The organism is Halorubrum sp. Atlit-28R, assembly GCF_003665955.1.
GTDB classification, from domain to species: Archaea; Halobacteriota; Halobacteria; order Halobacteriales; family Haloferacaceae; genus Halorubrum; species Halorubrum tropicale.
The window spans coordinates 101238-120231 of sequence record NZ_QPLS01000002.1 but is presented as its reverse complement, the minus strand read 5'-3'; the positions used below and the strand labels follow the sequence as shown (position 1 = coordinate 120231).

Here is an 18994-nt window from a genome sequence, read left to right as displayed (position 1 = left end):
ATGCGACGGGGGTTCCGAGGATATACGGTCGAGACCGACAAGAAAGACCGACTTCCGGAACAGTTTTGTTTCGGCTGCTTGTTGAATTCCGAAACGAATGGTGGACGGCCTCGACGCGGACGCCTACGACGCGCTCGTCACCGCCGCGGAGACGTATCGCGCGGCGCTCGTCGTCAGGCTGGCGGGCGAGGCCGGGCTCCGGACCGAGGAGATCACCCGCGTCGCCCCGCGCCACCTGCGCGAGCCGGACTCGGTCGCGGGCGCGCGCCTCCTCGCGGTGCCCGCGGCGGACGGCGACGAGGGCGGGGACGCCGGGTCGACCGCGCTCGGCGGGGAACAGATCGACCGCGAGACCGTGGTACCGGCCTCGCTGGCCGCCGACCTCGACCGGTACGCGACGAGCCAGGGGCTCGCCGACGACGAGCCGTACGTCGACGTCTCGCCGCGGCGCGTCCAGATGATCGTGAGCGAGACAGCGGCGCGGGCGGCGGGCCTCACCGACGGCGCGGTCGACGAGCGGGTCACCCCGAGCGCCCTCCGGAAGACGTTCGCCCGGCGCCAGCTCGTCGACCGCGGCGTCGACCCGCGGGCCGTCCGCGACGCCGGCGGCTGGGAGTCGCTCGGCACCCTCGACCCGTACCTCGACCCGCTCGACGGGGAGGCCCTCGCGGCCGCCATCGCCGGCGACGGGCGGTCCGACGACGGGAGCGCGGAACGGGGCGGAACGACCGCGTTACCGGGGTTCGAGGCGCTCGCAGACCCGGGGGCGGCCGCCCCCGCCGCGGCCGTCGTCGAGGGGCTGGTCGACGCCGACCGCTGGGCCGAGGCGTGGGTCGTCCGCCGCGCGGTCGGCGGCGGGCGGGCGGACGTGACCGACGCGGCCGGCGTCGACCGCGAGGCGCTCGCGGACCGCGGCGTCGCCGCCGCCGGTCCGTGGCTGGACGCCGTCGCGGACGGCGCGCCGGCGACGACCGACGGTCGCCAGGAGACCGACGGACGGCCCGCGGTGGCGGTGCCGGCGGCCTCCGACGGCGCGATTCACGGCGCGCTCTGCGCCGTCGCGGCCGACGGCGACGCGGTCGACGAGTCGGAGCGCCGCGCGCTCGCCGCCCTCGGCGGCTGCCTCGGCCGCGCGATCACCGCCGAGCGGTGGCGGGAACTGCTCCACTCCGACGCGGTCACCGAGGTCGAGTTCCACACCGGCGACGACGGTGCGTTCCTCGCCCGGGCGAGCGACCGCCTCGGCTGTCGGATCGAGTTGGCGTCGACGGTCGACGTCGACGACGACGTGTCCCGCGCGTACCTCTCCGTCGAGGGGGCCCGCCCGCAGGACGTCGCGACGGTCGTCGAGGCGTCGCCGGGCGTCTCCGACTTCCGGGTGATCGAGACCCGGGAAGAGGGCTGTTCGGCGTCGGTCCGGCTCGCGGACGGGTCGCTGGTCAGGGCGCTCGTCGACCACGGCGCGACCGTGCGCGACGCATCCGCCGCCGAGGGGCGGGTCCGCGTCGTCGCCGACTTCCCCGAGGGAACGAACGTCCGCCCGGTCGCGGACGGGCTCCGCGACCGATTCGCTGACGTCAGGCTCGCGAGCAAGGAGTCGGTCGCGCGCTCGCCGCGCACGGAGTCGGCGCTGCGGGACGGGGTCGCGGACCGCTTCACCGACCGACAGTGGGCGGCGCTGTCGGCGGCGTACCACGGCGGCTACTTCGACTGGCCGCGCGGGAGCACGGCCGAGGAGGTGGCCGACGCGATGGGCGTCTCGTCGCCGACGTTCCACAACCACCTCCGGAAGGCCCAGCGGGCGCTCCTCGACGGCGTCTTCGAGGACGAGGCCGACCGGCCGACCCGGAGGGACGACGGGCGGGCGACCCCGCCCGGCGAGTGAGCGGTCGGCGCCCGGGTCGCGAGGGGGTCCGACGGTGCGAGCCCCGCGCTTCCGGGGCGGAATCCTTCACGATTTTTCGTATTTAGCGTCAGCGTTTATATGCCGATATTGGTTGGATACGACCGTACCATGACAGAGGGAGACGGCCAACTGGAAGCGAGATTAGCGGAGCAAGAGGTGTTCGAGCCGTCGGAGTCGTTCGTCGAGCAGGCGAATGTGTCCGACCCGGAGATATACGAGGAGTTCGAGGAGAACTGGCCCGAGTGCTGGGAGACGGCCGCCGACCTGCTGGAGTGGGAAACCGACTACGATCAGGTGCTCGACGACAGCAACCCCCCATTCTACGAGTGGTTCACGGGCGGCGAGCTGAACGCGTCGGCGAACTGCCTCGACCGACACCTCGACGAGCGCGGCGACGAGGCCGCCATCGAGTGGGTCGGCGAGCCAGTCGACGAGGACGACCGCACGTACACGTACGCGGAACTCCACCGCGAGGTCAACGAGTTCGCGGCCGCCCTTCGGGAGCAGGGGGTCGAGGAGGACGACGTGGTCACGATGTACATGCCGATGATCCCGGAGCTGCCGATCGCGATGCTGGCGTGTGCGCGCATCGGCGCGCCGCACAGCGTCGTGTTCGCCGGGTTCTCGGCCGACGCGCTCGCGACGCGGATGAACGCCGCGGAGTCGGAGTTCCTCGTCACCTGCGACGGTTACTACCGCCGCGGCGACCCGCTCGACCACCTCGACAAGGCGAACGAGGGGCTCGCGGGCGTCGAGCACGACACGACCACGGTCGTCGTCGACCGGCTGGGGCCGAACGGCGACGGCTTCGGCCACGACCTCGGCGACGACCAGGTCGACTACGACGACCTCGTGGCCGACCACGAGGGCGCCGAGGTCGAGCCGGTCACCCGCGACGCCGAGGACATGCTGTTCCTGATGTACACCTCGGGCACGACGGGGAAGCCGAAGGGCGTGAAACACACGACCGGCGGCTACCTCTCGTGGGTGTCGTGGACCTCGCAGTCGGTCCTCGACATCGAGCCGGATGACACGTACTTCTGCTCGGCCGACATCGGCTGGATCACCGGCCACTCGTACATCGTCTACGGACCGTTGGCGCTCGGGACGACGACGATGATGTACGAGGGCACGCCCGACCACCCGGAGCGCGACCGGCTCTGGGAGATCGTCGAGGAACACGAGGCGACCCAGCTGTACACCGCGCCCACCGCGATCCGCGCGTTCATGAAGTGGGGCGCTGAGTACCCGGACCGCCACGACCTCTCCTCGCTGCGCCTGCTCGGCACGGTCGGCGAGCCGATCAACCCGCGCGCGTGGAAGTGGTACTACCAGCACATCGGCGACGAGGAGTGCCCCGTCGTCGACACGTGGTGGCAGACCGAGACCGGCGGGATGATGGTGACGACGCTGCCCGGCGTCAAGGACATGAAGCCCGGCGCCGCGGGGCCGCCGCTGCCGGGGCTCGACGTCCAGATCCTCGACACGCTCGGCGACGAGGTGGAGCCCGGGAAGGCCGGCTACCTCACGGTACAGAAGCCGTGGCCCGGCATGCTCCGGACGCTGTACAACAACGACGAGCGCTACATCGAGGAGTACTGGGCCGAGTACTCGGACACCGACAGCGACGACCCCGACGACTGGGTGTACTTCCCGGAGGACGGGGCGAAGATCGACGACGACGGCTACATCACCGTCCTCGGCCGCGTCGACGACGTGCTCAACGTCTCCGGCCACCGGCTGGGGACGATGGAGATCGAGTCCGCGATCGTCGGCGTCGAGGGCGTCGCCGAAGCCGCAGTGGTCGGCGGCGACCACGAAATCAAAGGCGAGGCGGTGTACGCCTACGTGACCACGGAGGACGGCTACGAGGGCACCGACGAGCTCCGCGAGGCGATCGTCGCCGGCGTTGAGGACGCCATCGGGCCGATCGCCCGCCCCGAACAGGTCGTGTTCACGCCGGACCTGCCGAAGACTCGGTCCGGCAAGATCATGCGGCGCCTGCTCGAGAACATCGCCGACGGCGAGGAGCTCGGCAACACCAGCACGCTTCGGAACCCCGAGATCGTCGAGGAGATCCAGAAGAAGGCCGACGCCGAGTAGCGCTCGGCGAGCCGTTTTCCGTTTGTTCCGTCCGCGACCACGGCGGACCGCACGACGGAAACCATCACGAAAAAACCACACAGACAAGCTCACAACGGACCAAAACATGACAGATAATACCTCACGCGAAGAAGGCGACGCGGTCACTGATAGTGGCCGCGCGGCCGGCGAAGCAGCCACCGACGGCGGCAGCGCGACGTCGGGAGCCGCACAGGCGCACACCAACACCGACTACCTCGGGGCGGAAGTGAACATCCTGAACCCGAGCACGCCGTACATGCGCGATCACCTCCGCATCGTCTGGACGGGGTTCGCGATCTGGGTCCTCGCGGTGTGGGGGCCGGTGACCCTGACGAACCTCGCGCCCGGCGTGATGACGCAGACGATGCCGATCTTACAGTTCCCGCTCCACTACTTCCTCGTCGCGTTCGGCGCGCCGACCAGCGCCCTCGTCCTGGCGTTCTGGTACTCGCGAAAGCGGGACGCGCTCGACGAGAAGTACGGCATCGAGCACGATGACGTCGCGGCGACCGACGGAGGGGTCGACGAATGACGGCGGGCTCGCTGCCCCTTCAGAGCGAACTCCTCCCCGAGGCGCTCGACATCTCGTTCAAGATCGGGCCGGCGCTGCTCGTGATCGGGATGCTGGGACTGTTCCTGACGATCGGGTTCGTCTTCCGCGTGGCCGACACCGACGACATGTGGGTCGCCGGCCGGTCCATCGGGAACGTCGAGAACGGGATGGCGATCGGCGCGAACTGGATGTCCGCGGCGTCGTACCTCGGGATGGCGGCGTCGATCGCGCTGGCGGGCTTCTACGGGCTGGTGTTCGTCGTCGGCTGGACGACGGGCTACTTCATCCTCCTCATCTTCCTCGCGGCGCAGCTGCGCCGGTTCGGGAAGTACACCGCGCCCGACTTCGTCGGCGACCGGTTCAACTCCGACACCGCGCGCGCCATCGCGGCGGTGACGACGTTCCTCATCGGCTTCGTCTACGCCATCGGGCAGGCGAAGGGGATGGCGCTGGTCGGCCTGTACATCTTCGGTAACTACGGCGGGCTCATCCCGGGCCTCGACGGGTACCAGGTGATGGTCGTCGCGATGATGGTCGTCACCGTCGGCTACCTGACGCTGTCCGGCATGCTGGGCGCCACGAAGAATCAGGCGGTCCAGTACGTCATCCTCATCCTCGCGTTCGTCGTCGGGCTGTTCGTCGTCGGCTACACGAACGGCTACTCCACGGTGCTGCCGCAGCTGGAGTACGGCGCGCTGATCAGCCAGCTCGGCAGCGAGTTCTCCGAGCCGTTCGCCGGGTCGAGCTACTACCTCTGGGTCGCGACGACGTTCTCGCTCATCGTCGGCACGTGCGGGCTCCCGCACGTGCTCGTCCGGTTCTACACGGTCGAGAGCGAGCGGACGGCCCGCTGGTCGACGGTCTGGGGGCTGTTCTTCATCTGTATCCTCTACTGGAGCGCGCCCGCGTTCGCGGCGTTCGGCACCGACCTCTACTCGCAGAACGTCGGCGCCACGTACGGCGACCCCGGCATGACGAGCGCGGCCAGCGAGGTCATCGTCGTGCTGGCGGCGCAGCTGTCCGGGCTGCCGGAGTGGTTCGTCGGCATCGTCGCGGCGGGCGGTATCGCCGCGGCCATCGCGACGGTCGCGGGGCTGTTCATCGCCGGCTCGTCGGCGATCAGCCACGACATCTACACGAACATCATCAACGAAGACGCGACGCAGCGCCAGCAGATCCTCGTCGGCCGCCTCTCGATCGTCGCCCTAGGCGCGCTGACGACGCTGGCCGCGCTCAACCCCGCCTCGTCGATCGCGGCGCTCGTGGGCTACGCGTTCTCGCTCGCCGGCTCCGTGCTGTTCCCGATGTTCTTCCTCGGCATGTGGTGGGAGAACGCCAACCGGCAGGGCGCGCTCGCCGGGATGACGACCGGGCTGACGCTCTGGGCGATCCCGATGATCAACCAGATCGTCCCGACGTACATCGGCTCGCTGGAGGCGCCGCTGTCGACGGGGCTCGCGACGTGGATGCCCGCCATCGGCTCTGCGCTCATCACGCTCCCGATCGTGTTCGTCGTTACCATCGTCGTCTCGATGGCCACGGACGAGCCGTCGCTCGAGACGAAGCGGATCGTCCGGCAGTGTCACAGCCCCGAGCCGATGGGGCAACAGGAGACCGCCGAGGACGTCGTCGCCGCGGACGGCGGCGAGGACGTGGCGACCGATGGCGGCCGCGCAGTGGACGACGCGGCCGCCGAGGGTGACCGCGCAGTGGACGACGCGGCCGCCGAGGGTGACCGCGCAGTGGACGGCGCTGCCCCCGACGACACCACGGAGGGGGAGCGGTGATGTACGAACGCATCCTCGTGCCCACGGACGGTAGCGACGTCGCGGAGGCCGCGGTCGACCACGCGCTCGACCTGGCCGAGCGGTACGACGCGGAGGTCCACGCGCTGTACGTGGTCGACATCGACTCCGTGAACTTCAGCCTCGGCACCGAACAGGTCGACCGGCTCAAGCAGGGTCGGTTCGACGAGATGGGCGAGCTGAAGGAGCGGGCCGACGAGGCGACCGGCGCCGTCGCCGACCGCGCCGGTGAGCGCGCGGTCGACGTCGTCGAGCACGTCTCCGGCGGTCGCCCGCACAAGGTGATCGGCGACTACGCAGAGGAGCACGGTATCGACCTCATCGTGATGGGGAGTCACGGCCGGGCCGGCGTGCGCCGCGCGCTGCTCGGCAGCGTCACCGAGCGCACGCTGCGCTCGACGCACGTCCCCGTCCTCGTCGTCGACTACCTCGAAGAAGACTGAGGTCGCCGCGCCGGGACCGCCTCTCCCGGACCGAGAACCGCTTCGTCGCGCGGACGGCCCCGCGCGATTCCGCAAGGCCGACGTACCCCTTCACGCACACTCTATCCATGCCCGACTCGGACGCCGCGGAGACGCCGAACGACGAGACCGACCCGAGCGTCGCCGACCGCGCCCGGACGGTGCTCAGCGAGAACGGCACCGGCATGGCGCAGGACCTGCTGTTCGCGCTCGCGTGGGTGGGGCTCGCGTCGCTGCTGTACGACTTCGCCTTTCCGACGGCCCCGCGGTGGGTGCTGTACATGTTCATGCTCGCGGGGATCCCGGCGTACTTCGGCTTCTTCATCTCGCTGGAGGTAGCCAAGGAGCGCAGCGCCCGGTAGCGGGGGCGCTCGGCGACGCTCGGGTCGCGTCACCCGCGCGTCACCCGGCGAGTTCACGGATGTCCGACACGTCGAGCAGCCGCTCGTCCGGGTCCAGCGCGGCGCGGTACGACGCCCGGGCGACCGTGCCGACGGCCAGCGGCCGCGCCTCGCCCAGCCGCGAGGCGATCGGTCGCGCGCTCGCGAGGAACCGGAGCACGCGGTCGGCGACGCCCGGGAGGTGCGGCTGTCCCTCGCCGTACACCGGGCCCGGGCGGAGCGTCACGGCGTCGAGGTCGAGGTCCGCGATGGACGACTCGGCGCGGCGCTTCGCCGTCAGGTAGGCGCTCCGCACGCCGGGGGGCTTCGCCGCCGCGGAGAGGAAGACGAAGGCGTCGACGCCGGCGCGTTCCGCCTCCAGCGCCGTCAGGACGGCCGCGTCGCCGTTGACCCGTTCGAAGGTGACCCCGTCGCTCGGCGACTCGGTGAGCGTCCCGACCGCGTGGACCACGGCGTCGACGCCGTCGAGGCGGTCGCGCCAGGCGTTCGGGCGAAAGAGGTCGGCGCTCGTCCACGAGACGGCGTCCGCCCACTCGGCGTCGACGTCGGGGCGGCCGCTCCGCGAGACGCTGCGGACCTCGTGGCCGTCGCGGACCGCGAACCGGCAGACGTCGCGCCCGATGAAGCCGCTGCCGCCGACGACGAGGAGGGTGGCCATGTCGCGGCATATGCGCCGCCCCGCCTTGGGGCTTCGGGACGCCGCGCGGGGGAGGAAAGCGCCGTTCGGCGCCGGTCAGCGGCGGAGGAACCCGAGGAGCCGGTAGTCGCCCTCGGGGTCGTACCGGCGGAACAGGAGGCTGTTCGTGAGCACGGACACCGACGAGACCGCCATCGCCCCGGCCGCGAGGACCGGCTGGAGCAGCCCGAGCGACGCGAGCGGGATCATCGTGGTGTTGTAGCCGAGCGCCCACACGAGGTTCTGTTTGATCTTCTGGAGCGTCGCGTCCGAGACGCGGATCGCCTTCACCACGTCGAGCGGGTCGTCGCGCATCAGCGTCACGTCCGCGGCCTCGATGGCCACGTCGGTCCCGGAGCCGATGGCGGTGCCGACGTACGCGACCGCCAGCGCGGGCGCGTCGTTGACGCCGTCGCCGACCATCATCGCCCGGCGGCCGTCCGCCTGGATCGCCTCGACCGCGTCGGACTTGTCCTCGGGGAGGACGCCGGCGCGGACGTTGTCGGGGTCGATCCCCACCTGCTCGGCCACGGCGCGCGCGGTGCGTTCGTTGTCGCCCGTGATCATCATCACGTCGACGCCGCGCTCGCGGAGCTGGCCGACCGCGCGCTCCGCGCTCGGCTTCACCGTGTCCGCGTCGGCGACGACGCCGAGGAGTTCCCCGTCCTCGTCGCCGGCGGGCAGGCGGGCGACGAGCATCGCCGTCTTGCCCTCGCGTTCGAGCCGCTCCATCGTCTCCGCGGCGGGCGCGGCGTCGACGCCGGCGTCCCGCAGCAGCTTCCGGTTGCCGACCAGCACCTCGTCCCCGTCCACGGTCGCTCGCACGCCGTGTCCGGGTACGTTCTCGAACTCCTCGGGGTCGGCGAGGTCGAGGCCACGCGACTCGGCGCCCTCGACGATGGCGCGGGCGAGCGGGTGTTCGCTGCCGCGCTCCGCGCTCGCGGCGAGCCGGAGGACCTCGTCCTCGGGGGCCTCGGCGCCGCCACCGGCCGCCGAGCCCTCGTCCGCCGCGTCGCCGCGCTCGGCGACGGTCCCGCCGTCGGCGATGGTCCCGCCGTCGTCACCGACGGCGACCACGTCGGTGAGTTCCATCTCGCCAGCCGTGAGCGTCCCCGTCTTGTCGAACACGACGGTGTCGACGTCCTTCGCGCGTTCGAGCACGTCGCCGCCCTTGAACAGGACGCCGTGTTGCGCGCCGATGGTGGTCCCGACCATCGTCGCGGCCGGCGTCGCGAGCCCCAGCGCGCAGGGGCAGGCGATCAGGACCGACGAGGCGAAGACGACGACCGCGAACTCGAACGTCGAGACGGTCCCGCCGACGGGGCCGCCGGCGACCTGGCCCCACAGCGGGAGCCGGTCGACGAACCCGGCGAGCGCCTCGGGGAAGAGGAACCAGACGACGCCCCACAGCAGCGCGTTCGCGATGACCGCGGGCACGAAGTACGCGGAGATCCGGTCCGCGAGGTTCTGGATGTCGGGCTGACGGGACTGCGCCTCCTTGACGGTCTGGACGATCTGCTGGAGCGCGGTGTCGGCGCCGACCTTCGTCGCCTCGACCACGAGGAGCCCGTTCTCGTTGATGGTGGAGCCGACGACCTCGTCGCCCTCCGACTTCTCGACGGGGACGGACTCGCCGGTCACCATCGACTCGTCGACGGCGGACTGGCCCTCGACCACGACGCCGTCGGTCGGGACCTGCTCGCCGGGGCGGACCTTCATCCGGTCGCCGACCTCGACCTCCTCGATCGGCACCTCGCGTTCGGTCCCGTCCCCGTCGACGAGGGTGGCGGTGTCGGCCTCCATCTCCAGCAGCTTCCGGAGCGCCTCGCCGGCCTGCCCCTTCGAGCGGGCTTCGAGGTAGTTGCCGAGGGTAATGAAGACGAGGATGAGCGCCGCCGTGTCGAAGTAGACGCTCCCGGCGACCAGGTCGAGGAGGACGGCGACGGAGTAGACGTACGCCGTCGTCGAGCCCAAGGCGATCAGCACGTCCATGTTGGCGCGGCCGTTCGTGACGAGCGCCTTGTAGGAGTTCACGTAGAAGGGCCGGCCGAGCACGACCTGTACCGGCGTCGCGAGCGCGAACTGGGCCCATACGGCTCTGACGCCGAAGATGCGGTCGGGCACCACCGCGCCACCGAGGAGCAGCTTGTCGACCATGAAAAAGAGGAGAGGCGCGGACAGCGCGGCGCCGAACAGCGTCAGCCGGAGCTGTTTGCGGATCTCGGCGTTTCGCGCGGCGTCCCGCGCGCTCTCGCCCGATCCCTCGCCTTCGCCGTCGGCCGTCTCGCCGTCGCCCTCTCGGACCGGGGAGTAGCCCGCGTCCTCGACGGCGTCGTACAGCGCCGACAGCGAGGTCTCGGCGGGGTTGTACCGCACCTGCGCCTCGTCGGTCGCGTAGTTCACGTTGGCCTCGACGACGCCGGGCACGGACTCCAAGGCGTCGCGGTTGGCGTCCGCGCAGTTCGCGCACGTCATGTCGGTGATCGCCACGGTCGCCGTCTCGGCCACCGCGCCGTAGCCCGCCGACTCGATCGCGTCGTAGATTGCGGCGAGCGAGGTCGCCTCGGGGTCGTACTCGACCGTCGCCTCGTCGGTCGCGTAGTTCGCGTCCGCCCGCGAGACGCCGTCGAGCGACCCCACGGCGTCGGACACGCTCGCCGAGCAGTTGGCGCAGCTCATCCCCGTGATGTCGAGGTGGGTGGTCCTGGTGCTCATCTTAGGTAGTCCTACGGGCTACACCCTTAGTGCGTTTTCCACTTCGAAACCAAAGGTTCGAGCGGCCGATTTCTTCGGATCGAAAGCGATCTCGGTGCCGTGAGCCTGACCGAGATCCACCGAGCCCGGGATCGAGCGGAACGACGCCGCCTCCGCGGGGGAGCGAGTCTTCGAAACCGCGGTCGACGGAAGGCTATTGGACGCGGCGCCCCTCCCCGAGTTATGGCTCGCGTGGAGCGACTCACGGTGTTTCCGGTGAAGGGGTTAGACGGGGTCGACGTCGAGGCCGCACGGGTCCTCGACGGCGGGACGCTGGAACGCGACCGCGAGTTCGCGCTGTTCGACGCCGACGGCGACGTCGTCAACGGGAAGCGGACCGACCGGGTCCACGACCTCGCGACCGACTTCGACCCCGAGTCGGGCGCGCTGCGGGTCGAGACGCCCGACGGGGCCGTTCGGCGGTTCGATCTGGAGGCTGAGCCGGCCCGCGCCGCAGCGTGGTTCGGCGACTTCTTCGACGCGGACCTCCGGCTCAGGCGGGACGAGTCGCTCGGGTACGTCGACCGCCGGGACATGGGCCCGTCGGTCGTCAGCACCGCGACGCTGGAGGCGGTCGCGTCGTGGTTCGACGGGGTGACCGTCGACGGCGCGCGTCGCCGGCTCCGGGCGAACGTGGAGGTCTCGGGCGTCCCGGCGTTCTGGGAGGACCGGTTCGTCGGCGAGGGGGCGCCGGCGTTCGAGATAGGCGGCGTCCGCGTCGAGGGCGTGACGCCGTGCGGGCGGTGCGTCGTCCCCGAACGCGATCCCGACACCGGCGAGCCGACCCCCGAGTTCCGCGAGCGGTTCGTGCAGCGCCGCAAGGCGACGTTCCCCGAGTGGGCCGACGCGGACGCGTTCGACCACTACTACTCGCTGACGACCATCGCGCGGATCCCGGAACGCCACCGCGGGGAGACGATCCGCGTCGGCGACGAGGTCGCGGTCCGCGAGTGAGCCTCGTCACTCGAGCGCCGCCGATCGAGCGGCGGAGACCTTCGTATGGGCCGAATACGCGCGCCACAGCGCGTGTGACTGCGGTCCGCCGCAGCACACAACACTTATGACCACGTCGGGAGAGAGTTAGGACGCGATGGCGACAGGCAAGGTCGACTTCTTCAACGACACCGGCGGCTACGGATTCATCGAGACTGACGACGCTGACGAGGACGTGTTCTTCCACATGGAAGACGTCGGCGGCCCGGACCTCGAGGAGGGACAGGAGGTAGAGTTCGAGATCGAGGAGGCGGACAAGGGTCCGCGCGCGACGAACCTCACTCGGCTGTAGCTCGGTCGCGGCATCCGCTACCGACGAACTCGGACAGCTCTCGAAACGCGTTCCCCGTATATCATCACCGCGAGCCGCGGCGCCGCCGTTTTGGTCGCCGGACCCGAATCGCCGGCCATGGAGCCCGCCGACCGCGACGCGTTCGTCGCCGAGAACCTCGACCGCTACGCCGAGACCCAGGGCGTCCTCCCGGAGCGCTTAGCGGAGTTCGGCGAGGCGTACCGGTCGCAGGGACACCTCACGCGCGAGCAGCTGTACGAGATCGCCTACGAGTCCTCGACTCGGAGCGCCTATCACGTCGAGAAGAACCCCGAGTCCCGGTGCCGCGAGGTGACGCGGAACGCCCGCGCCGTGGACGGAGACTTCTCGACGATCCACCTGATCACCGGTCTCGCCGGCTTCAAGGCGCCGACCGCCTCGTGCGTGCTCGCGGCGCTCGACGGGGACCGCCACGCCGTCGTCGACACGCGCGTCTGGGCGTCGTTAGAGCGGCTCGGCTACCTCGAGGGCCGGAAGGAGTCGTTCGACGCCGACGATTACGTGACGATGATCGAACCCATCCGCGACATCGCCGCCGAGACCGGACACCGCGCGGTCGACGTGGGGTACGCGCTGTTCGCGCACGACGCGCACGACCGGGAGGGGACGCTTCACTGACGCCACGGACCGGTGCGCGGGGACCGCGCCGGTTGCGGCGACGCTCGACGACCGCCTACAACGGGTACTCGACGCCGGTCGCCTCGGTCGAGTACGCCCAGAGCTCCCGGGCGTCGTCGCGGTCGTAGGAGGCGTCGTTCGAGCGCCCCACAGTCGGGTGCCCGCGCATGTTCATCAGCCCGCCGGGTTCGACGTAGGCGCCGCCGTCGACGTCGGCCGTCGCCGCGTACAGCATCGGCTCGACCCCGACGTCGGCGTCTTGACCCAGCACCGCGTTCGCGGCCTTCATCCCGACCTTCATCAGGGGGTTCCCGCTCTCCTCGGCGGTGCGCAGCTGGAGGTTCGTGTCCGTGTACCCCGGGTGGCAGGCGACGCTGCGGATCCCCGGACCGTCCCCCTCGTCGTCGGCCGCGTCGAGGCGGCGCTGGAGCTCGTAGGCGAACAGCAGGTTCGCGAGCTTGCTGCGCCCGTACGCCCGCCACTTCCCGTAGGAGCGCTCCCAGTTGAGGTCGGAGAAGTCCATCTCGCCCTGCTCGTGGGCGCCGGACGACTGGGTGACGACGCGCGCGTCGCCGCCGATTCCCTCGGCGTCGGCGAGGAGGTCGAACAGCCGCCCCGTGAGCGCGAAGTGGCCGAGGTGGTTGACGCCGAACTGCGTCTCGAACCCGTCCTCGGTCTCGCTCCGCGGGATGGCCATCACGCCGGCGTTGTTACAGAGGGCGTCGATGGCGTCGTAGTCGTCCGCCAGCCCCTCCGCGAACGCCCGCACCGAGTCGAGCGAGGCGAGGTCGCACTCGCGGACGTCGAGGTCGCCGTCGAGGCTTCCCCGGACCTCGGACCGGATCTCGTCGGCCGCGTCCTCGGCGCGCTCGACGCTCCGACACGCCATCACGACGGTCGCGCCCTTCGCGGCGAACTCTCGCGTGCCCGCGTAGCCGAGCCCGCTGTTCGCGCCGGTGACGACCACCGTCTTCCCGTCCAGTCGCGGCATCTCGTCGGCCGTCCAGTCCGTCATGGATCGAGAATGGGGCGTCGCAGTGAGAAACCTGTCGGCGGGCGAACCGACTCCGCGAGGCCGTCCCGTAGCGCCGTGAGACGCCCTGATAGAGCGACCCACACACCCGGAGGAGACGGCGTCTGACGCCGGGCTCCACTTCCACTGCGCCGCCGGTGCGTTTTTAGGTGCTTCGGGGGAAGGGAGGGATACCGAATGACGTCCTTCCAGTCGACGATCGGCGACGAGGAGGGGATCGCGGAGGAGCTGGCCGAGGGCCAGCGCGAGATCTCCATCGCCGAGTTCTTCGAGAAGAACAAACACATGCTCGGGTTCGACTCGGGCGCCCGCGGGCTCGTCACCGCCGTCAAGGAGGCGGTCGACAACGCCCTCGACGCGACCGAGGAGGCCGGCGTCCTCCCCGACATCTACATCGAGATAGAGGAGGTGGGCGACTACTACCGGCTCGTCATCGAGGACAACGGGCCGGGAATCACGAAGGAACAGCTCCCGAAGGTGTTCGGGAAGCTCCTGTACGGCAGCCGGTTCCACGCGCGCGAGCAGTCGCGCGGGCAGCAGGGGATCGGCATCTCGGCGGCCGTGCTCTACTCGCAGCTGACCTCCGGTCAGCCGGCGAAGATCACCTCGCGCCCGAAGGGCCAGTCGCGGGCGCAGTACTTCGAGCTCATCATCGACACGGACACGAACGAGCCGGAGATCCAGGCCGACGAGGAGACGACGTGGGACCGCCCCCACGGCACCCGGATCGAGCTGGAGATGGAGGCGAACATGCGCGCCCGCCAGCAGCTCCACGACTACGTGAAACACACCGCGGTCGTCAACCCGCACGCGCGGCTCGAACTCCGCGAGCCGGGGCTCGACGAGCCGATGAAGTTCGAGCGCGCGACCGACGAGCTGCCGGCGGAGACGAACGAGATCCGCCCGCACCCGCACGGCGTCGAGCTCGGGACGCTGATCAAGATGCTGGAGGCGACCGAGTCGTACTCCGTCTCCGGGTTCCTCCAGGAGGAGTTCACCCGGGTCGGCAAGAAGACCGCCGACAGCGTGATCGGCAACTTCCGCGACGTGTACTACGGTCGAGAGCTCGCCTGGTCGCCGCCGCGCGCCCACGACGACCGCGACGTCGCGGCCGCGGTCTCGGCGGCCGTCGCGAACAAGGGCGAGGCGGCGACGACCGCCTTCGCCGAGGGCGTCGCCGAGACGGCGGGGAACAACGACCGGGTCGCACGGTCCGAGGTCGCCGAGATCGTCGACAACACCGCCGAGACCGTCGCGGACGACACGGGCAAGACGTTCGGCGGAACCGTCCGCGAGAACGCGGTCGACGCCGCGTGGCGAGCGGTCACCGGACTCGGCGACGAGGCGGACGACGGCGGGTCGGACGGCGACGCGGAGTCGCCGCTCGTCCCCGACGTGTACGCGCTCGTCGACGAGGCGACGTCGACGCGGAAGGACGACGCGGCGGTCCAGGCGATGGCGGAGGCGCTCGCGCGCCGGTTCGAGAACCTCGACGGCGAGGCGTTCCGGATCACCCGCGACGACCTCGAACGGCTCGTCGCGGACGCGGCGTCGTTCGTGGCCGAGCAGCGCGACGCGACCTTCGGCGAGACCGCGCGCGAGAACGTGGTCGAGGCGTTCTGGTCGCGGGCGCGGACGGTGCCGGACGACCCGCCGAAGGTGACGGCGATCGCGGGCGACCGCGACGCCGCAGCCGACCTGCTCGAGGCGATGCGGACCACGGACATCCTCGCCCCCCCGACCGACTGCCTCGCGCCGATCACGGCGGAGCTGGTCGAGGCCGGGCTCCGGAAGGAGTACGACGCGGACTTCTACGCGGCCGCGACCCGAGACGCCGACGTCCACGGCGGCGACCCGTTCATCGTCGAGGCCGGCATCGCCTACGGCGGGGAGATCCCGTCGGACGGCTCGGTGGAGCTGCTCCGGTTCGCGAACCGCGTCCCGCTCGTCTACCAGCGCGGCGCCTGCGCGACGACGGACGTGATAAAGGGGATCGGGTGGCGGAACTACGGGCTCGACCAGCCCGGCGGCTCCGGGATGCCGAACGGACCGGCCGTCATCAGCGTTCACGTCGCCTCCACCAACGTTCCGTTCACGAGCGAGTCGAAGGACGCGCTCGCGAACGTCCCGGAGATCGAAGACGAGATAGAGCTCGCGGTGCGTGAGGCCGCCCGCGAGCTGAAGTCGTACCTCAGCAAGCGGCGCTCGATGCAACAGCGCCGGGAGAAACAGGACGTGCTGGGTCGGATCCTCCCCGAGATGGCCGACAAGGTCTCGGAGGTCACGGGCCGACCGCGCCCCGACATCGACGGGGCCCTGGCGCGGATCATGAACAACGTGAGCGTCGAGCGCGAGGTGAACGGCGAGACGGTGACGCTCGTCGTCGAGAACCACTCCGACGTGAACGAGCAGCTGGAGATCACGGACATCGTCTCGACCGAGCCGACCGACCTCTCGGACGGGACGGCGGTGGACATGGACGGCGAGTGGTTCGTTCAGTGGAAGCCCGAGGTGCCCTCGGGCGACGAGCGGGAACTGACGTACGCGGTCGACGGCGACGCGGAGTTCGAGGTCAGCGTCGGCGGCGTGGAGACGGAGAAACTGACGGTGAACGCCTAAATGACGACAGAAAGCGACGCACGAGACGAGCTGATCGACCTGGCGGCGGACTTCTACGACCAGTTCGCGTCTGGGTCGATCCCGGAGATGACGCTCCCCACACGGACGAAGAGCAACATCGAGTACGACGACGAGAGCGGGGTCTGGACCTACGGCGACCGCACGTCGACGCGCAGCGCGAACTCGGTGCGAGGCGCGCGCAAGCTGTTGAAGGCCGCCTACACCATCGAGTTCCTCGCGAACCAGCTCGACGACGACCGCTCGTCGACGCTGCGTGAGCTGTACTACCTCTCCGAGTCGTGGGACAACGACGAGGCGCAGTTCTCCTCGCAGGACGAGTCGAACGACCTCGTGGAGGACCTCGAAATCGTCACGGGCGTCACCCGCGAGGACTTCCACATGCGCCCGGAGGAGTCGGGCGCGAAGGTGATGGGCCCGCTGGAGATCCGCGAGCAGACCAACCGCGGCGACCGCGAGATCCACTGCCAGCTCGACGTGGGGCAGGGCGGCTACCAGATCCCCAACAACCCCGACACCATCGAGTTCCTCGACAACGACGCCGAGTTCGTCCTCTGCGTGGAGACCGGCGGCATGCGCGACCGGCTCGTCGAGAACGGGTTCGACGAGGAACACGACGCCCTCGTCGTCCACCTCGGCGGGCAGCCGGCGCGCGCCACGCGGCGGCTGACGAAGCGCTTCCGCGACGAGCTCGACCTCCCGGTCGTGGTGTTCACCGACGGCGACCCGTGGTCGTACCGGATCTACGGCTCCGTCGCGTACGGCTCGATCAAGTCCGCGCACCTCTCGAAGTACCTCGCGACGCCCGAGGCGCGGTTCATCGGGATCCAGCCCGAGGACATCGTCGAGTACGACCTCCCCTCCGACCCGCTCTCCGACTCCGACATCAACGCCCTCGAATCGGAGTTAGAGGACCCGCGCTTCCAGACCGACTACTGGGAGGAGCAGATCGAGCTCCAGCTCGACATCGGCAAGAAGTCCGAGCAGCAGTCGCTCGCGAGCCGCGGGCTCGACTTCGTCACGGACACCTACCTCCCCGAGCGGCTCGGCGAGATGGGCGTGCTGTAGGCGCGACCGCCGTCCTCGACGGCGCCCCGCGCTACTCGTCCTCGTAGTCGATGCCCGCTATCTCCCGCCGCTCGCCGTCGGGGTCGTCGTCCGCGTACTTGTAGACGACGCCGTCCGCCTCGTCGGCCGTCGCCCTGTGGGACCCGTCACAGAGCGGCTTCGAGTCCGACAGGCCGCACCGACAGACGTAGATCAGGCCGTCGTCGCCCTTGTCCTCGTCGTCGAGAACCGCCGGGCCCCGCTCCTCGTGCGTGACTTCGCGCGCCATGTCGACCGATCCGGCCCGAGCGGGAAACCGGTTGCGGCGGCGTCGAGGCGCCGCCTTCGCCGCCCGACCGCCGCAACCCCCTTGCCCGTGGGGTCCGTATCGGTGGTATGAGCGAGACCGACGAGCGGGACCCGAGCGAGCTGACGGACGACGAGTGGCGCGAGCGACTCTCCGAGGAGGAGTACCGCGTGCTCCGCGAGAGCGGCACGGAGGCGAAGTTCTCCGGCGAGTACGTCGACCACCACCCCGACGACGGGGAGTACCGCTGTCGCGCCTGCGGCACCGTCCTCTTCGAGGCGGAGACGAAGTACGAGTCCGGCTGCGGGTGGCCGGCCTTCTACGCCGCCGAGGAGGACTCCGTGACGACGCACGTCGACACCAGCCACGGGATGCGCCGCACCGAGGTCCGGTGCGCGAACTGCGACTCCCACCTCGGACACGTGTTCGACGACGGCCCGGAGCCGACCGGGAAGCGCTTCTGCATCAACTCGGTCGCGATGGAGTACGACGAGGAGTAAGCGCGGCGGGAGGAGGCGAGACCCACGGGGCGCTCCGCGTCGCCGTCAGGACTCACACAGCGGGAGCCTGACGACGAAGACGGCGCCCTCGGGGGCGTTGTCCTCGACCCACACGTCGCCCCCGTAGGTCTCGACGAGCGACCGCACGAGGTACAGCCCGATCCCCGCGCCAGGGCTGTCGAGCCCCTTCTCTCCCTTCCCGAATATCTCGTCGCGCTGGTCCTCGGGGACGCCCGGCCCGTTGTCGGCGACTCGGACCTCGGCGACGCCCGCGGCCTCGTCGACGGACGCGGACACCGTCACCGTCGGCGGCGTCTTGTCGTTGTGCTGGACCGCGTTCCGCAGGAGGTTGCGGAACACGGAGCTCAGCATCTCGTCGCCGACGACCTCCACCTCGGGGTACGACCCCTCGACGGTGAAGACGGCCTCCGAGTACCCCGACCGGACCTCCTCCACCTGCTGCGAGAGGACCCGGTCGAGCGCGACTCGGCTCGGCTCGGCGTCCTCGCGGAGCATCACCTCCGCGAGGTCGCGGACCGTCGTCGTGAGCGAGACGGCGCTCTGGGTGTTGCGCTTGATCACGTCTAAGTACTTCTCCCCCTCCTCGTCGACGTGGTCGTCGAGCAGCTCGGCGTACGCCCCGACGAGCTGGAGGTCGTTGCGGATGTCGTGGCGCATCACCTGGTTCAGCAGCCGTAAGTCGTCGCGCTGGCGCTTGAGACGCTCTTCGGGGTCCTGATCGCGGGGGGCCTCGGCCGCCCCGTCGGCGTCCACGTCGGCGTTCGCCTCCTCGCTCATACGGGACGGTACGGACCCTCGTCGCTTTTACATACCGATCCGGTGGGGGG

17 protein-coding genes are annotated in these 18994 nt (G+C 70.4%); 12 read left to right on the top strand and 5 right to left on the bottom strand.

All coding sequences use genetic code 11. The features are described from left to right. Positions 1-97 precede the first annotated feature (97 nt). From DVK06_RS04125 to DVK06_RS04100, 6 genes are all read left to right on the top strand, one after another. The gene (locus DVK06_RS04125; RefSeq protein ID WP_121599398.1) at positions 98-1885 is read left to right on the top strand and encodes a bacterio-opsin activator domain-containing protein; all 1788 of its coding nucleotides are present in this window, start codon (positions 98-100) and stop codon (positions 1883-1885) included. Positions 1886-2014: 129 nt separating this feature from the next. Continuing rightward, on the top strand, positions 2015-4009 hold the full coding sequence (gene acs / locus DVK06_RS04120) for an acetate--CoA ligase (protein WP_121599397.1): 1995 nt from the start codon (positions 2015-2017) through the stop codon (positions 4007-4009). 106 nt (positions 4010-4115) lie between these two features. Continuing rightward, positions 4116-4562 carry a DUF4212 domain-containing protein gene (locus DVK06_RS04115; protein ID WP_121599396.1) on the top strand — a complete coding sequence of 149 codons (447 nt, stop codon included), beginning with the start codon at positions 4116-4118 and terminating at the stop codon, positions 4560-4562. After that, complete coding sequence (locus DVK06_RS04110) at positions 4559-6370, top strand: VC_2705 family sodium/solute symporter (protein ID WP_121599395.1); 1812 nt, start codon at positions 4559-4561, stop codon at positions 6368-6370. The genes DVK06_RS04115 and DVK06_RS04110 overlap by 4 nt, the downstream gene beginning before the upstream one ends. Continuing rightward, on the top strand, positions 6370-6831 hold the full coding sequence (locus DVK06_RS04105; protein WP_053771228.1) for a universal stress protein: 462 nt from the start codon (positions 6370-6372) through the stop codon (positions 6829-6831). Before DVK06_RS04110 ends, DVK06_RS04105 begins: the two co-directional genes overlap by 1 nt. A gap of 107 nt (positions 6832-6938) precedes the next feature. Then, positions 6939-7211, top strand: a complete 273-nt coding sequence (locus DVK06_RS04100) for a hypothetical protein (RefSeq protein ID WP_053771227.1) — start codon at positions 6939-6941, stop codon at positions 7209-7211. A 40-nt stretch (positions 7212-7251) separates the two neighbouring features. On the opposite strand, the gene DVK06_RS04095 is transcribed toward DVK06_RS04100, so the two are convergent. Together DVK06_RS04095 and DVK06_RS04090 are read right to left on the bottom strand one after the other, a co-directional pair. Then, complete coding sequence (locus DVK06_RS04095) at positions 7252-7908, bottom strand: NAD-dependent epimerase/dehydratase family protein (RefSeq protein WP_121599394.1); 657 nt, start codon at positions 7906-7908, stop codon at positions 7252-7254. A 75-nt stretch (positions 7909-7983) separates the two neighbouring features. Continuing rightward, positions 7984-10641, bottom strand: a complete 2658-nt coding sequence (locus tag DVK06_RS04090) for a heavy metal translocating P-type ATPase (RefSeq protein ID WP_121599393.1) — start codon at positions 10639-10641, stop codon at positions 7984-7986. A 222-nt stretch (positions 10642-10863) separates the two neighbouring features. Here DVK06_RS04090 and DVK06_RS04085 point away from each other — a divergent pair, with 222 nt between their 5' ends. The 3 genes from DVK06_RS04085 (at position 10864) to DVK06_RS04075 (ending at position 12622) form a co-directional block, all read left to right on the top strand. After that, on the top strand, positions 10864-11634 hold the full coding sequence (locus DVK06_RS04085) for an MOSC domain-containing protein (protein WP_121599392.1): 771 nt from the start codon (positions 10864-10866) through the stop codon (positions 11632-11634). Between the two features lie 136 nt (positions 11635-11770). Then, positions 11771-11965 carry a cold-shock protein gene (locus tag DVK06_RS04080; RefSeq protein WP_004045866.1) on the top strand — a complete coding sequence of 65 codons (195 nt, stop codon included), beginning with the start codon at positions 11771-11773 and terminating at the stop codon, positions 11963-11965. A gap of 117 nt (positions 11966-12082) precedes the next feature. Continuing rightward, a complete protein-coding gene (locus DVK06_RS04075) occupies positions 12083-12622 on the top strand; it encodes a hypothetical protein (RefSeq protein WP_121599391.1) in 540 nt (179 codons plus the stop codon). Between the two features lie 55 nt (positions 12623-12677). On the opposite strand, the gene DVK06_RS04070 is transcribed toward DVK06_RS04075, so the two are convergent. Then, positions 12678-13637 (bottom strand): oxidoreductase, encoded by a 960-nt coding sequence (locus tag DVK06_RS04070; protein ID WP_121599390.1) that lies wholly within the window; start codon positions 13635-13637, stop codon positions 12678-12680. A gap of 195 nt (positions 13638-13832) precedes the next feature. Between DVK06_RS04070 and DVK06_RS04065 the strand changes: the two genes are divergently transcribed. Both DVK06_RS04065 and DVK06_RS04060 read left to right on the top strand, forming a co-directional pair. Continuing rightward, positions 13833-16274, top strand: a complete 2442-nt coding sequence (locus tag DVK06_RS04065; RefSeq protein ID WP_121599389.1) for a DNA topoisomerase VI subunit B — start codon at positions 13833-13835, stop codon at positions 16272-16274. Then, entirely contained in the window at positions 16275-17360 is a 1086-nt protein-coding gene (locus tag DVK06_RS04060) for a DNA topoisomerase IV subunit A (protein ID WP_053771221.1), read from the top strand. A gap of 31 nt (positions 17361-17391) precedes the next feature. On the opposite strand, the gene DVK06_RS04055 is transcribed toward DVK06_RS04060, so the two are convergent. Then, the gene (locus DVK06_RS04055; RefSeq protein WP_053771220.1) at positions 17392-17628 is read right to left on the bottom strand and encodes a CDGSH iron-sulfur domain-containing protein; all 237 of its coding nucleotides are present in this window, start codon (positions 17626-17628) and stop codon (positions 17392-17394) included. A gap of 107 nt (positions 17629-17735) precedes the next feature. On the opposite strand from DVK06_RS04055, the gene msrB reads away from it, so the two are divergent. After that, positions 17736-18146 (top strand): peptide-methionine (R)-S-oxide reductase MsrB, encoded by a 411-nt coding sequence (msrB, locus tag DVK06_RS04050; protein WP_121599388.1) that lies wholly within the window; start codon positions 17736-17738, stop codon positions 18144-18146. Between the two features lie 45 nt (positions 18147-18191). Here the strand turns inward: msrB and DVK06_RS04045 are convergent, their stop codons facing one another. Continuing rightward, entirely contained in the window at positions 18192-18944 is a 753-nt protein-coding gene (locus DVK06_RS04045) for a sensor histidine kinase KdpD (RefSeq protein ID WP_121599387.1), read from the bottom strand. Positions 18945-18994: the final 50 nt, after the last annotated feature.

Excerpts from the sequence above, each read along its gene's own strand:
- DVK06_RS04125 (WP_121599398.1), top strand. The coding sequence starts at position 98 with ATGGTGGACGGCCTCGACGCGGACGCCTACGACGCGCTCGTCACCGCC.
- acs (WP_121599397.1), top strand. The coding sequence starts at position 2,015 with ATGACAGAGGGAGACGGCCAACTGGAAGCGAGATTAGCGGAGCAAGAG.
- DVK06_RS04115 (WP_121599396.1), top strand. The coding sequence starts at position 4,116 with ATGACAGATAATACCTCACGCGAAGAAGGCGACGCGGTCACTGATAGT.
- DVK06_RS04110 (WP_121599395.1), top strand. The coding sequence starts at position 4,559 with ATGACGGCGGGCTCGCTGCCCCTTCAGAGCGAACTCCTCCCCGAGGCG.
- DVK06_RS04105 (WP_053771228.1), top strand. The coding sequence starts at position 6,370 with ATGTACGAACGCATCCTCGTGCCCACGGACGGTAGCGACGTCGCGGAG.
- DVK06_RS04100 (WP_053771227.1), top strand. The coding sequence starts at position 6,939 with ATGCCCGACTCGGACGCCGCGGAGACGCCGAACGACGAGACCGACCCG.
- DVK06_RS04095 (WP_121599394.1), bottom strand. The coding sequence starts at position 7,908 with ATGGCCACCCTCCTCGTCGTCGGCGGCAGCGGCTTCATCGGGCGCGAC.
- DVK06_RS04090 (WP_121599393.1), bottom strand. The coding sequence starts at position 10,641 with ATGAGCACCAGGACCACCCACCTCGACATCACGGGGATGAGCTGCGCC.
- DVK06_RS04085 (WP_121599392.1), top strand. The coding sequence starts at position 10,864 with ATGGCTCGCGTGGAGCGACTCACGGTGTTTCCGGTGAAGGGGTTAGAC.
- DVK06_RS04080 (WP_004045866.1), top strand. The coding sequence starts at position 11,771 with ATGGCGACAGGCAAGGTCGACTTCTTCAACGACACCGGCGGCTACGGA.
- DVK06_RS04075 (WP_121599391.1), top strand. The coding sequence starts at position 12,083 with ATGGAGCCCGCCGACCGCGACGCGTTCGTCGCCGAGAACCTCGACCGC.
- DVK06_RS04070 (WP_121599390.1), bottom strand. The coding sequence starts at position 13,637 with ATGACGGACTGGACGGCCGACGAGATGCCGCGACTGGACGGGAAGACG.
- DVK06_RS04065 (WP_121599389.1), top strand. The coding sequence starts at position 13,833 with ATGACGTCCTTCCAGTCGACGATCGGCGACGAGGAGGGGATCGCGGAG.
- DVK06_RS04060 (WP_053771221.1), top strand. The coding sequence starts at position 16,275 with ATGACGACAGAAAGCGACGCACGAGACGAGCTGATCGACCTGGCGGCG.
- DVK06_RS04055 (WP_053771220.1), bottom strand. The coding sequence starts at position 17,628 with ATGGCGCGCGAAGTCACGCACGAGGAGCGGGGCCCGGCGGTTCTCGAC.
- msrB (WP_121599388.1), top strand. The coding sequence starts at position 17,736 with ATGAGCGAGACCGACGAGCGGGACCCGAGCGAGCTGACGGACGACGAG.
- DVK06_RS04045 (WP_121599387.1), bottom strand. The coding sequence starts at position 18,944 with ATGAGCGAGGAGGCGAACGCCGACGTGGACGCCGACGGGGCGGCCGAG.